Genomic DNA, 13,077 nt, shown 5'->3' with positions numbered 1-13,077 from the left:
CACCCTTATCAATGCCAACAATTATCATTCGATATTCAGAGTATAATTGTCATATGTGTCTACATTGTCAAGATTAACCGGCTCAAACGGAATCCATACGATGCATCCTGTCTCATCCAGCTCCCACTCTGTTCCGTCGTTTGCAGGTTTGCCCTGTACAAGGTTTGCAGCCGCTTTCATAGCTCCATATCCCTGACCTGCCGCGTTCTGGAACACCGTCATGTACATGTCACCGTCATGGATAGCCTGACGTCCGTCTGTTGTAGCGTCGATCCCAACAATCGGAACAGAAGACGGATCCAGACCCTGTGATTTCATAGCTTCGATTGCACCCAGTGACAACGCATCACAGTTACCTACGATACAGTCATACTCAATTGTTGTCAGAAGCGGTGTAATCATATCCTGTGCTGTCGCACGATCCCAGTCGGCAACCAGAGGAGATGTTGCTTCTTCTGCATTGATGCCGTTATCTTCAAATGCCTTCAGCAGAGATGCGGTACGATTTGTTGTGGAAACCTGTCCCAGAGTACCCTGGATCAGAATATATTTGATGTCCGTCTTGCCCTGCTCTTTAAAATACTCTGAAAGTGCCTGTCCCTGGAAATAACCGGAGGTCATCTCATCAGAACCTACATACACAACGTTTTCATTCAGAACTTTACTTCCCGCATCAATATCATCTGGCGGTCTGTTAACAAATACCACTTTCATATCGCCTGCCGCGTCAACGATCTGCTGACAAGCATCTGCTGCCGCGTCAACCGGATTAACAATAATAACTTTCTGATCATTATTCTTTGCAGTCTCAACAAACTGAAGGAGTTTACTCTGGTCGTTCTGTGCGTCCACGGTTGTCATTTTCACGCCCAGTGTCTCGGCCGCTTTGATTGCACCCGATTCCATCTCAGAAAGGAACTCGTCTCTGTTTGCGATAACCATTGTAATGTCCCCGAGTACTTCTGCCAGATCGCCAGAAGCCGCCGCCTCATCACCTGCTGCGTCATCTGCAGCATCATCAGTCTTTGTCTCTGCCTCTTTTGTTGTCTCTGCTTCTTTACTTCCGCTGTCACTGCTACCACTGTCCGAATTCCCACATCCAGCCAAGCTGCCCATTACCATTCCTGCTGCCAATAAGGTCGCTAATACTCTCTTTCTCATGTTTTGTCCTCCCAAAACTACGTTTTCAATTTTTTTGTTTTTGCACAGCTTTTGTATCGATACTGGTATTATTATAACGTAATCAGGCTTCTATTGCTTTTGCTAACCTGTTTAGAATTTTGCGTTTTTTTTATGGTTATTTTCACTTTTTTTGATTTCCTGCTTTCTTTATTTTAGCCAAATTTTCACTATATATACTTTATATTTTGTGCAGTTTCACGGTATTTTGACTTTTTCTGACTTTTCGCTGTATTTACCCGTTGATTAGTTTTGTTTTTCTGCTCTTTGTCTTTTTTGTTTTTCCTGCATTTTCTCATCCTTTATATCACTGGTTTTATTTTTCTGCACTTTTTTACTCTGATTTATGGATTTTATAAATTTGATGCTTTATAATAGAAACTGGAGGAAAACACAACATAAAAAAGGAGCGTTTACCATGATACTCAGTTTTGCAAAAGATTCGGTTCCTGTATCGTTCGCGGAGGGAACGACACCACGGCTTTTAACTGCAAGTAATATTACCCGCGCCTCCAGCCAGTATGCACGTGTACTGCACAGCCACAATGACCGGCTGGAACTTCTGTTAGTCCGCACGGGATCCGGTTATTACATTGTTGACGATGAAAAATTCGAGATCAAGGCGGGAAACATCGTCGTCTGCAATGAAGGATCACTGCATGATGAAGTACCGGAATACAACCGGCAGCTATCCATGATATCCATCGCCATCGATGACGTATACATCAATGGTCTTCCAAAGAATCATCTGATTCCCGATACCGTTAAACCGGTCTTAAAAGTAGGAAAAGAATTCGTACTTATGGACGCCATGTTTCAGTCAATTTTTGAGTCTCTGGCTTTCGGATCAGAAGATAAGCAGGAAACCTGCATTTATCTGACGCAGGCGCTGCTTTCGCTTGTACTGCATTCATTTGAGGAATTCGGCATCCCAAGTCCCGTTATGCCCAAGAAAAACAGTTCAGCACTGCTCCATGATATCAAAAAATACATTGACGATAATTTTGCTGAAGACCTGTCACTGCCCAAAATCAGCGAACAGTTCTTCATCAGTCAATCTTATCTCTCACACCTGTTTAAACGAAAACTGGGCTATTCTCCCATGCATTATATTGTCAGAAGACGTATCGGCGAAGCACAGCTGCTGTTGGTGTTTACCAGGAAATCAATTACAGAAATCGCATCTGAAGTGGGCTTTGACAATTTAAGTCATTTTAACGTACAGTTTAAAAAATATGTCGGATTATCTCCGCTGGCCTACCGTAAGCGTAACATACTGCCTGACCCTGATGAAAGCGAGGATGAATATTAGAACCGCAACGCAAAAGAACCTCATGAAATCCATGAGGCCCTTTTGCTTTTAAGGTATAGGAAATTAAGAGAAGCTTTATTTATCACCGTTGAATTCATGAATTGCATCAATCATGCCAACGATGTTTTCCAGTGGTACATTACACTGGATGATGTGAATAGATGCGCAGATATAACCTCCGTTTTTGGAGAAAATTTCACAGCGCTGTTTCACCTGGTCTTTGACCTCCTGGACAGTTCCAAAAGGAAGCACTTTCTGTGTGTCCACACAGCCGCCCCAGAATACCATATGATCACCGTATGTATCTTTCAGGCGCTGAGGATCCATTCCTGCAGCGGAACACTGCACAGGATTTACAGAATCAAACCCGCTTTCAATCAGTTTTGGAATCACATCAAAGATAGCCCCGCAGGAATGTTTCAGAGTATGCCATTTCGCATGCTCATGTACCCATTTGTTCATCTTCGAGTAATACGGTTTGTAAAACTCTTCAAATGTATCCAGAGAACACATCAGTGAAAGCTGATTTCCAAAATCCGTTCCACAGATATAGGCAATATCTACGACATCGCCCAGGATATCATACATTTTCGTCCAGTTCTTAATCATCATATCTGTCTGATATTCGAATACTTCATGCACATAATCCGGGTAAAGAATCGGGGCCATGTACCAGTCAGAAACCGTACGGATACCTTTCGGATGTTTCAGCTGAGGACCCGCGATAAATGCCGCATCTCCGAGAGCCGCTCCGCCCGGATCAAAGACAACAGCGCGTTCGCTCTTTCCGTTTTTGTATTCTTCCGCAACTTTTTTCAGGTAGTTCAGGTTGTCTTCTGTTACGTCACAGTATTCTTCGCAGTTATCCATGAAGTTCATATCGTCTTCATCGATCGGCTGCTGGCGCTCTACGTTGTCAAAATAGAAACCGCCTGCCGGCATATGTCCGCTCGGCGAAACACTCGTATCTCCCTGCGGATAAATGAAATAACCGCCTTTACCGTCATCCGTGATCTGGCATTCTTTCGGAACCAGCAGGTCAACACCCATGTACTCCCACTCTTTCCAGTCACCGTCCGTGCGCAGCCCAAAGCTTGCGTTAAACGGCGTGATCTGCTCTACATCCGTTCCGATCGCTGTTTTCAGGTCCTCGTCCATCGCGCCTGTCATACCAAAGATGTCAAATACTTTAACCGGACGTTTTTCCAGTCCATAATACTCCCGCAGCTTTTTCACGTTTGTTACATGGGTCGTGGAACAACCCATTCCGCCAAAATCCATCGCCATTTTGTCCGGTTGTTTATGCGCAAATGACGTTCTTACTCTTTCTTTTGATGTCATAACAATCCCTCTTTGTTTTATATTATTTTTTTGTTTCATCCTTAAGCATCGATACAACCGTATTATATCCCGGAAACCATGTTTTTGCTATGGATATTCTGCTTTGTATTTCCTTGATTTTCTTAAATACCTGTGCACTTTTTTGATTTTATGTACATTCTGAATAACAGCAGATGCCACCCCATACCCTCCGTTTTACAGGGTTTGCAGGGATACGGCGCTGATATAAAATTTGGTTTTCGCATTTCTGCACTGCTCTGTGACATCCATGCACAGATTATCTTTCTTTTTTATTATTTTTTTCTTTTCCTGTACTTTTTACCTCCCGGAAGTTTTTATCCTGTTATAATTTCATGCACACAGAAAAGAAGCGTCCCTGAAGACCAGCTTCATAAGAACGCTTCTTTCGCATTTTATTTTAAGGATTTAAGGATAAGGTTGGGATATTTCGTCAATAACTTTTATTTCAGTCTCGGGTACTCTGTAGATACCAGAACTTTACCTGCTGTGATCTTCATGCCTTCTTCGATATCTTCCAGGTTAAAGCGTCCGGTTACCATTTTGCGCATATCAATACGTCCCGATGCCATCAATGCGATAACATCCGGGTAGATACCCTGTCCAGACTGTCCGTTGGATCCGGAAATCGTAGCTGCATTCCACTGCCATCCGAATATATCAACAGGAGTCAGTCCGACAGTGTGACCAATCTGAACTGTCTTTCCACCGATGGCCAGAGATTTAGCCATTACCGGATACGTAAACTTCGTTGCTCCTGCACACTCTGCAAAAAGAGAGATTCCCGCTCCGTTTGTCATATCCATCAGCATTTCCGCCTGATCATCTGCACTCTTGAAAGAAGTCGGGTCAAACACATAGTCTGCGCCGCAGGCCTTTGCCAGTTCCACACGCTCCGGAATGCTCTCAAATGCAATTAATTTTGCAGCTCCTGCAGTTTTCATCAGAGAGATTGCTGCCAGTCCGATAGGACCCGCACCGAAAACAGCAACATGTCCGCCCGGACGGATTCCGCCGCCGCGTACGAAAAGTCCATTATAAGCCACGCCAGTCGGCTCAATCATGGCGCCCATCTCAAATGCCGCCATCTTATCGCCGCCATAGTAATTTACGATATCATTTAATTTATAGCAGTATTTTGCATGAACAGTTGCGTATTCAGCAAATCCTCCATCGTATGTAAGTCCAGGTTCTTCCAGTTCTTTACACTGATTGAACATACCACGGCGACATGCATCACATTCTCCGCACCAGTGCATGGATTCAACAGATACCAGATCACCAACTTTTAGTTTTTTTACATTCTTGCCAATTTCCACAATCTCACCGGCAAACTCATGACCTGTGATGATCGGATATTTCGTATGTCCGTCATACATGGAATATCCCATATCATCTTTCCTCAGCAGGTGTGCATCTGTACCGCAGATTCCTGCTGCACCGACTTTGATTTTTACCTGATTGTCACCGCAGACCGGTTCCGGACGGTCCGTTACAGAACCACGGATATCTTTCCAGATCTGATTGCCGCGCAGTGCACGTCCTGTGCTGGATTCACGCTCTGATAATCTATAGCCTTCTTTGGGCTGAAAATCTGCCTCTACATAAAACGCTCTCATATTCTTGCTCCTTTACGTTTTTCTTATTGGATTTTATGCCGGACATCCCTTTCGGGGTGCCCGGCAAAAGGTAAAAGGTAGTAGGATTTATTCATCGAAGGTTAACATAACCTTACGAGCGACAGCTTTGTTTCTTGCCATTTCCATAGCCTCGGCAAGATCCTCGAACTTATAGTAATGAGATACAAGATCCTCAAAATCATATTTGTCTTTAATCTTGGACATGAAACGGATTGTTCTCGGGAACCAGTTAGTTGTTCCTCCGCTTCCTGCAATATGCAGAGTTTTCCAGATTGTCTTACCAATCTCAACCGGAACTTTTCTTCCGATGGAGTGACCAACCACACCAACTCTTGCGCTGTGTCCGGCAATATCAAACAGAGAAGCGATACCGATATCATTACCGGAACACTCGATAACCACGTCAGCGCCACGGCCGTTTGTGAGATCTTTAATCTTCTGCTCAACATTTCCGTCAGATGGGTCAACCGTATAATCCGCACCATATTTCAATGCATTTTCTCTTCTGGATTCAACCGGGTCAACAACGATTACGGTAGCACCGGATGTTGCACATACCATTGATGCAGAACAGCCGATCGGGCCGCCGCCGATGATAACACATACATCAGAAGCGTCCGGATTACATCCATTGCCCCATACACCCCAGTAAGCAACGTTAAAGTTTTCTACGAAACTGCCGACCTCATTGGACCAGTCTTCCGGGATCACATGAGTATAAGCCTCTTCGAGAATCATGTACTCGCCGAATCCACCAGGAGAGTCCGGACGGAAGCCTACTTCACGCATGTTAAGGCATGCGGAAGACATCTTTCCATCTTTACAGTTCGCACACTGATGACATGGAATGACACAGTCGCCAACTACTTTATCACCAATCTTGACAGAAGTAACGTCTTTACCGATCTCAACAGCTCTTCCTACCCACTCGTGTCCAGGAGTATACGGGCCAAGGTCATAACGTCCTTCTGCAGATTCACCTTCGAAACACTCTACATCAGACTGACAGATGCCGCATGCGATAAGTTTAATCAGAATCTGGTCGTCTCTCAGTGGCGGAAGCTCAACTTCTTCAATTCTAAGGTCATGAGGTCCATACATAAATGCCTGTTTACATTTCATAATTCTTAATCCTCCATTTTAAACTTTTATTATTTATATGTCTGGCCGGACAGCCTGTGCTGCCCAGGCCAAATAATTTCAATTAGTATGTCAGTGTGTAGATATGACGTCCGCCTGGCTCATTCGGGCCTTTGATAACAGCTTCGATGTCTTCTCGTTTTCTCTGTGTCATCATATCGATTGGCGGAAGTTCTCCTGCCGGATATTTCTCCAGTATGTCGTTAACCAGTTTTTCCAGATAATTCAATGTTCTCTCGATACCTTCGCGCGCCTTTTCAGCATCTGCCAGTTTCGGATTTCCGATAACACCTTCCGGCTGTACGATACATTCCATTGCGCAGGAGCCGAATGCGTTGTACCATTTGATCGGTCCTACACCGCGCTCTGCAGAGTTGTTGATATGTCCCGGAGGAAGCAGAGGATACGCTTTCGTCTCGACTTCTTCGCCTCTCTTGATAAGTTCCGGGAACAGACCCAGACACCAGGACTGTTCTACTTCGTCTGCATGGATAAACGGTGTATCGTATGGGCCGCCGCCTTCTTTTGTATCCAGCTGTTCTTTCGCCGCATTCCAGAAGTGCGTATAGAGGATAATGCCAGGAACCTGGAATTTCTTTCCAAATTTATGGATTGCCAGCGGAATTACATAATCCTGTCCATGACCGTTGACAACGATCATCTTGCGGAACCCTGTGTTCCAGAAACCTGCGAATACATAGCAGAGGTAATCAGCAAGGATTTCTTCCGGAATCATGATGGTACCTTTCTGTCCCAGATGATGGTATGGATGGGATCCGTACCAGATAGGCTGTGCCACTGTACATCCGGTTGCCTTCGCAACCTGTTCGCAGAGACGTGTATCGAGGTATGTATCTTCTCCATACGGAGCAGATGGTCCATGGTTTTCCGTAGATCCTACAGGAATCAGGATAACATCGTTTGTTTTTAAGCGTTCTGCCACTTCTTTGTTTGTCATGTTCTGGTAGTAAATACCATTTGGGGCTTCCATATTGCCGCCGGTTGCCGGGATTTGCCATTTAGACATAATTCTTTTTCCTCCTTATTGATAGGTTTTTAGGTTTTATAGTTATTTTTTAATTTTGTTCCACTTGTTTCATGTAGGCAATTGCCTGTTTCGCCGCTTCCTGTTCATTCGGCCACGGCAGGCATTCCACCGATAAATATCCATCGTATCCGGCCGCTTCCAGTGCCTTCAGAATTTTAGCAAAGTCAAACTGTCCTGTTCCCGGATATCTTCTGGAATTGTCCGCCAGATGAAAATATCCAATGTGTCCTGCGCACCGCTCAATCGCTTTTACGGGGTCACACTCATCGATTCCCATATGGAATGTATCGAGATGAACATAGAGATTGTCAATCTGATACTCTTCCAGAAATTCCATCGTCTCATCAGCTGTCGTAAAGATGTTTACTTCATACCGGTTGATCACTTCCAGATTCAGTTTCACGTCCCGCTCTTTCGCATACGCTGCAAGTACCCGCAGGTTTCTTGCAAGACGGTCTATGTATTTTTTACGGTTTCCGCCGGCAGGAACGTTTCCCTTTACCCATCCGATTACGATATCTGCTTTCATCTTATGTGCCATGTCGATGTAACGCTGCATCTCTGTCACCGCGGTGTTCATCACATATGGCCTGTCATCAATCAGACTGCACAGCCCTTCTGTGTTCAGACGCCCTGTGATTATCATTCCGACCTTGGCTCCATAGGTATCTTCTGCCTTTTTGATCGCCTCGTAATCAAATTCCTCATCCGGTCTTGTATGTACTTCGATCGCCTGATACCCAAGCTCTGCAGCCTTTTTCAGATTGTCACATACATTTCCTTTTAAAAGGATAGGGGCGGTAGAAGGTGCATCATCCGCGGAAGATATCGCATATTTCCAGTTCTTCACCTGACTGCCTCCTTAATAATTCTTACAAAGTCAGATAACACGGTATTTAAGCCTTCTTTGTCTGACTGCCGTTTGTGTTATCCTCTGTTGTTAAATACATTATAGGATGAAATGCTCTTTTCGACTACAGATATCCTGCTTGATAAACCCTTTGAAATCTACTTCTTTCCTCCGTTATTTTTGTGGAGTTTATAATTCTTGCAATTGGCGGTAATTTCACCTGCAAAAAGAGGGCAGCTGTACATAATACACAACTGCCCTCTTTGTTTTCTTCATTATTTATCATTTTTGCACTGCACGCATTCACTGCACCGGCAGATTCTCGCATACGCTACCACTTCCACGCTCTTATCCACCCATAGCGTCTTCGTCAGATAAAGCACATTGCCATCATGTTCCGCCACACACGTCTCCAGTAATTCTCCATGATATCCGCGAATCTCTCCGAGAACCTGTCCCTGGTAAATTCTCTGCCCGGCTTCCACGCAGGGGTACCAGAGCCCGGACTCATGGCATTCATGGTAAACCGGATTTTCCAGCCGGTATGGCTGCTCCAGCGGCATCAGCGGTTCTCCGTCCATTACCCCCCAGCATCTCATGATATTAAACAGGTCACGGATATTGGCTCGGACTTCCTCTTCCGTCCATCGCCCCGAACCTCCCCGCTCAATCAAAATGCTGGGAATCCCCAGACGCCCTGCATAATTGTAGGCTCCCGTGGAGGCGGAAGACCTGACCATAAACGGCACATCCGCCGATGCCGCTGCCCGCTGCGCTTCCATCGAGGTTTCATCCGGGCAGTTTCCCACGTAATATACGTACGGCGTGAGTTCCTCATATATTCCTCCAGAATGCAGGTCTACATAGTAGTCCGCCCTTGAGAACAGTTCCTGTTCCATGTACCAGGCAAGTTTCTGAGACTCCGTACCATCCTCAGCTCCCGGAAAAACGCGGTTCAGATTCTTCTCATCCTCAGGGACCACCGTGGGTCTTCTCGCTTCAAACCCGGTTCTGTTCACGACAGGAATGATAATTACATTTCCAATGATGCGCGAAGGTTCCAGTTTCGCGGCCATTTCGATCAGTGTCTGAATACCTACGTATTCGCAGCTGTGAACACCCGCCGTCAAAAGCAGCGTCTTTCCGGGACGCTCACCACACATCACCGTCGCGTGAAGTACATACGGAGTTCCTGTCACACGAAGGTGCCCGCTTCGCTTCTCCCCGCGCGCAGCACGAAGTTCCCCGAGTTCAAAATATTCTGTCTGTTGTTCTCTCATATTCGTGATTCGCCTTTCCTTTATACTCTGCACCTATTATATAGTAGAAATACGATCCCTGTCCATGAATTCTGTCAGCTTTGTTATATCAATTTGGAATATCTCCGAATCATCTTAACGGGCAGATATCCACTGTATTATCATTCAGCGTGGTAGCCTCCCCGCAGTCCGACAGACGCTCATGGTGCAGCGCATTGACCGTCAGTCCGTTCAGCGAATGAGCTATATCATAGACTCCTTCCGCTATCACCGTACCTTTTTTTACCCGAGCCGTCACTTCCGCCTGAAATTCCACTTCCGCCAGATCATTAAAGCACAAAATGCGTTCTCCGTCTTTGATATTACGCTCTTTGGCATCATCCGGATGAATCAAAAGTGACATGATCCCTCTGCGCGCTCTGAGATCTGCGCGCTCTACGAATGTACTGTTCAGCGTATGTACCGAAGGTGCCGCTATCAGGTGCAGCGGATATGTGTCGTTTTCCACCGGCATATACGCCGGAACCGGTATCTCCGCTTCCCGGTTTACGATCTCTATTTTTCCGCTCTTCGTACGGTATATCCGATGATTTGCCGCAGGAAACAAGACACATTCGCCACTCTGAATTTTTGCCCTTTCGTCCTCAGGCCGCTCTCTCAGATAACTCCCCGCCTCCTGCAGCACTTTCCGGACCATTTCCTCTTCCGTCATTTCAAAATAGGCTTCCCGATACCCCATCGCTCGGGCCAACAGGCGAAACGTATCCCAGTTGCTTTTACACTCTCCGGCAGGCTCGACAATTTTCTTTGCATATCCTGCTGTAAAATAGCCGTATGACCGGTATACATCAGATTGCTCCACAGAGAATGCAGCGGGCAGTAAAATATCTGCATACCTGGCAGTGTCTGTCATGAAGCGCTCATGCACGACTGTAAATAAGTCTTCTCTTTGAAGCCCTTCCAGCAGCTTCTTCTGATTGGAAACTGTATTTGCAGGGTTCAGTCCGTATACATACAGCCCTTTGACCGGCGGCCCCTGAATATCCCCCGTCAGAGCAGAAGCCAGCTGATTAATATTGATTTTCCTGCACCGCTTTTTTCGAAAATCGGGTCTCCGGATAAGGTCCATCTGAAACACTTCACCCCCCGAAACCGTACATCCGCAAATCCCGCCTCCTTTATACTTCCAGGCACCCACAAATGCAGGAAGAATGGTGATCAGCCGAACCGTCATAGCCCCATTTCGATGTCTGGAAATACCACTCCCCAGTAAAACAGACGCCGCCTGTGCGGCCGCATATGCCCTTGCCACTCTTCTCACCTGCGCCGGCGAAATCCCTGTAATCTGCTCCGTTTTCTCCGGCGTATAATCCCCAAGTGTTTCTATCAGTTCACCTGCCCCTTCTGTCTCCTCTTCCAGAAACTGCACATCTGCCAGTCCTTCTTCCACCAGCACCTGCATCATCGACAACGCCAGCGCGCCATCCGTGCCGGGCCGGATCAGCACCACCTCATCGGCAGCCCGCGCTGTGGGATTCTCATACGTGTCAATCAGAATCACTTTCTTCCCATGCTTTTTGCCATTTACAAGGTCAGCCATACTGTGTATCCGTGTGGCCGCCGCATTGCACCCCCATACGAGGATGCAGTCACTGTCTTTCAGCTCCCCCGGATCAAGAGACCGTGTTTTACCCATAACCTGTGCATAGCCCTCCCCCTTTGCCGACGAACACAGGCTCATCACAAGCTCTGAAGCTCCCATATAATTAAAAAACGCATGTCCGCAAAATCTCTGTATATCACTCATTACACCGGAATAAACTGCCGGAAGGATTGCCTGAGCGCCATCCTTTTCAATAATTTCCCCAAACCTGAGAGCAATGATCTCCACTGCCTCTTTCCAGGATATCTGAACAAATTCTCCGCTGCCTTTCCTTCCCGTCCTTTTCATCGGCATAAGAAGACGACCCCTGTCATAGAGCGAACGCACATATCCTCTTACTTTAGCGCAGGTCACACCATGCGTTGCCGGATGATCGGGATCCCCAATGATACGATATATCCTGTTACCGTCAGTTTCTGCGATCAGTCCGCAGGACGCGGGACAATCATAGGGACAAACTGTTTTCTTGAGCATCATGGAATTTCCTCCTCTTATAATTTATGATACAACGATACAAAAAGAGCTCTTGCCATCAACCCGCGGGCCTTAAGCAACAGCTCTTCACAATACCTATTTAAATAAATCACTTCTGACATAACCGGTCTGGTCTTCATAGGAGATTTCAATCCACTCCCCCTGACTGCCGGTCTTTGTCACCTGCTGGCCTTCGCCCAGTTTCCCGAGCACTTCAGCATCTTCGCTGGCCTGTGCACGCACATTGCAGTCGCTTCTGACAGTGATGAGCGAGCCATTTTCAGCCGATGCGGCTTCTGAGGTACCAATCCCCAGGCTCTCGATAAAACTCTTCAGAGATTCATCACTTTCCAGCGCGGACTCATATTCGTTCTGGACTCCGGATATTAACGCCTCAACATCTTTTTCCTTCATCGTCTCCTGGATATAGGCCTGCGTTTCGGCATCCTGTTCCTGCGTCGCAATATAAAGCCTGCCGTCGTCACCAGTGCAGACATACAGCTGACTAAGTCCCGGTACTGCCGTATCAATCCCATTGAACTTATAAGAATAGCAGGCAAATACAACATAGGTACCGTCTTCCGGTCCTTTTATAGTATATGTCTCAACATTACCATAGCTCTCAATATTCTGATCCTTAGTGATCTTAGCTTCTTCTGTCGCGTCAAGACTATCCACTACACTTTTAATTCCGGCAATATCTTTGCTCCCAAGCGCAGTATAATATGTCTGAATGACAGCATTTACATCCGGATATGCCTCTTTTTCCAACCGACTCTCTTCTTCCGGTGTTACAGTCGGTTCCGGATCATCTCCGGTTCCTTCTGGATCTTTTTCATCAGCGGCCTCGTCAGATTCCTTCTGGCTTTCCTGCTGAGTCTGGCTGTTCTCATCCTGAGCGCCCACCCTGGAAGAAATAAACTTAATTCCCAGGAACAGCACTGCCAGCACAAGAATAATAAAAAGTCCAAGCAGGATATATCTGAGATTGTCAGAAAGCCATTCTCTAAAATTATCCAACTTATCTGACCTCCTTTGTCAATTGGTACACTAATCTTTAGCTATACCGACGCATCTGGAGGGATTCGAACCCCCGGCACGTGGCACCGGAAACCACTGCTCTATCCCCTGAGCTACAGATGCCTGCCATGGT

General features: G+C 46.2%; 10 protein-coding genes and 1 tRNA gene. 1 reads left to right on the top strand and 10 read right to left on the bottom strand.

Annotation, left to right across the window (positions count from 1 at the left end; all coding sequences use genetic code 11):
* Nucleotides 1–24 precede the first annotated feature (24 nt).
* Nucleotides 25–1,161 carry a substrate-binding domain-containing protein gene (locus MCG98_RS07215; protein WP_240301368.1) on the bottom strand — a complete coding sequence of 379 codons (1,137 nt, stop codon included), beginning with the start codon at nt 1,159–1,161 and terminating at the stop codon, nt 25–27.
* Nucleotides 1,162–1,597: 436 nt separating this feature from the next.
* On the opposite strand from MCG98_RS07215, the gene MCG98_RS07210 reads away from it, so the two are divergent.
* Complete coding sequence (locus MCG98_RS07210) at nt 1,598–2,491, top strand: AraC family transcriptional regulator (protein WP_240301367.1); 894 nt, start codon at nt 1,598–1,600, stop codon at nt 2,489–2,491.
* A gap of 75 nt (nt 2,492–2,566) precedes the next feature.
* On the opposite strand, the gene MCG98_RS07205 is transcribed toward MCG98_RS07210, so the two are convergent.
* From MCG98_RS07205 to MCG98_RS07165, 9 genes are all read right to left on the bottom strand, one after another.
* On the bottom strand, nt 2,567–3,832 hold the full coding sequence (locus tag MCG98_RS07205) for a uroporphyrinogen decarboxylase family protein (RefSeq protein ID WP_240301366.1): 1,266 nt from the start codon (nt 3,830–3,832) through the stop codon (nt 2,567–2,569).
* Nucleotides 3,833–4,293: 461 nt separating this feature from the next.
* A complete protein-coding gene (gene iolM, locus MCG98_RS07200) occupies nt 4,294–5,469 on the bottom strand; it encodes a scyllo-inosose 3-dehydrogenase (RefSeq protein ID WP_240301365.1) in 1,176 nt (391 codons plus the stop codon).
* An 87-nt stretch (nt 5,470–5,556) separates the two neighbouring features.
* The gene (locus MCG98_RS07195; protein WP_240301364.1) at nt 5,557–6,612 is read right to left on the bottom strand and encodes a zinc-binding dehydrogenase; all 1,056 of its coding nucleotides are present in this window, start codon (nt 6,610–6,612) and stop codon (nt 5,557–5,559) included.
* 82 nt (nt 6,613–6,694) lie between these two features.
* A complete protein-coding gene (gene iolN, locus MCG98_RS07190) occupies nt 6,695–7,657 on the bottom strand; it encodes a 3-dehydro-scyllo-inosose hydrolase (protein ID WP_028529797.1) in 963 nt (320 codons plus the stop codon).
* A 49-nt stretch (nt 7,658–7,706) separates the two neighbouring features.
* A complete protein-coding gene (locus tag MCG98_RS07185) occupies nt 7,707–8,528 on the bottom strand; it encodes a sugar phosphate isomerase/epimerase (RefSeq protein ID WP_240301363.1) in 822 nt (273 codons plus the stop codon).
* Between the two features lie 275 nt (nt 8,529–8,803).
* Entirely contained in the window at nt 8,804–9,808 is a 1,005-nt protein-coding gene (locus MCG98_RS07180; RefSeq protein ID WP_240301362.1) for a M14 family metallopeptidase, read from the bottom strand.
* Nucleotides 9,809–9,917: 109 nt separating this feature from the next.
* Nucleotides 9,918–11,927 carry a molybdopterin-dependent oxidoreductase gene (locus MCG98_RS07175; RefSeq protein ID WP_240301361.1) on the bottom strand — a complete coding sequence of 670 codons (2,010 nt, stop codon included), beginning with the start codon at nt 11,925–11,927 and terminating at the stop codon, nt 9,918–9,920.
* A 93-nt stretch (nt 11,928–12,020) separates the two neighbouring features.
* On the bottom strand, nt 12,021–12,944 hold the full coding sequence (locus MCG98_RS07170; RefSeq protein ID WP_240301360.1) for an SH3 domain-containing protein: 924 nt from the start codon (nt 12,942–12,944) through the stop codon (nt 12,021–12,023).
* Between the two features lie 50 nt (nt 12,945–12,994).
* Nucleotides 12,995–13,067, bottom strand: a tRNA-Arg gene (locus MCG98_RS07165).
* Nucleotides 13,068–13,077 lie beyond the last annotated feature (10 nt).

The organism is Ruminococcus sp. OA3, assembly GCF_022440845.1.
Taxonomy (GTDB): domain Bacteria; phylum Bacillota; class Clostridia; order Lachnospirales; family Lachnospiraceae; genus Ruminococcus_G.
Note: the sequence above shows the minus strand (reverse complement) of the source record. Positions and strands in the feature narration are given on the sequence as shown.

Bases quoted from the DNA above. Each gene is read 5' to 3' on its own strand.
- MCG98_RS07215 (WP_240301368.1), bottom strand. From the start codon at position 1,161: ATGAGAAAGAGAGTATTAGCGACCTTATTGGCAGCAGGAATGGTAATG.
- MCG98_RS07210 (WP_240301367.1), top strand. From the start codon at position 1,598: ATGATACTCAGTTTTGCAAAAGATTCGGTTCCTGTATCGTTCGCGGAG.
- MCG98_RS07205 (WP_240301366.1), bottom strand. From the start codon at position 3,832: ATGACATCAAAAGAAAGAGTAAGAACGTCATTTGCGCATAAACAACCG.
- iolM (WP_240301365.1), bottom strand. From the start codon at position 5,469: ATGAGAGCGTTTTATGTAGAGGCAGATTTTCAGCCCAAAGAAGGCTAT.
- MCG98_RS07195 (WP_240301364.1), bottom strand. From the start codon at position 6,612: ATGAAATGTAAACAGGCATTTATGTATGGACCTCATGACCTTAGAATT.
- iolN (WP_028529797.1), bottom strand. From the start codon at position 7,657: ATGTCTAAATGGCAAATCCCGGCAACCGGCGGCAATATGGAAGCCCCA.
- MCG98_RS07180 (WP_240301362.1), bottom strand. From the start codon at position 9,808: ATGAGAGAACAACAGACAGAATATTTTGAACTCGGGGAACTTCGTGCT.
- MCG98_RS07175 (WP_240301361.1), bottom strand. From the start codon at position 11,927: ATGATGCTCAAGAAAACAGTTTGTCCCTATGATTGTCCCGCGTCCTGC.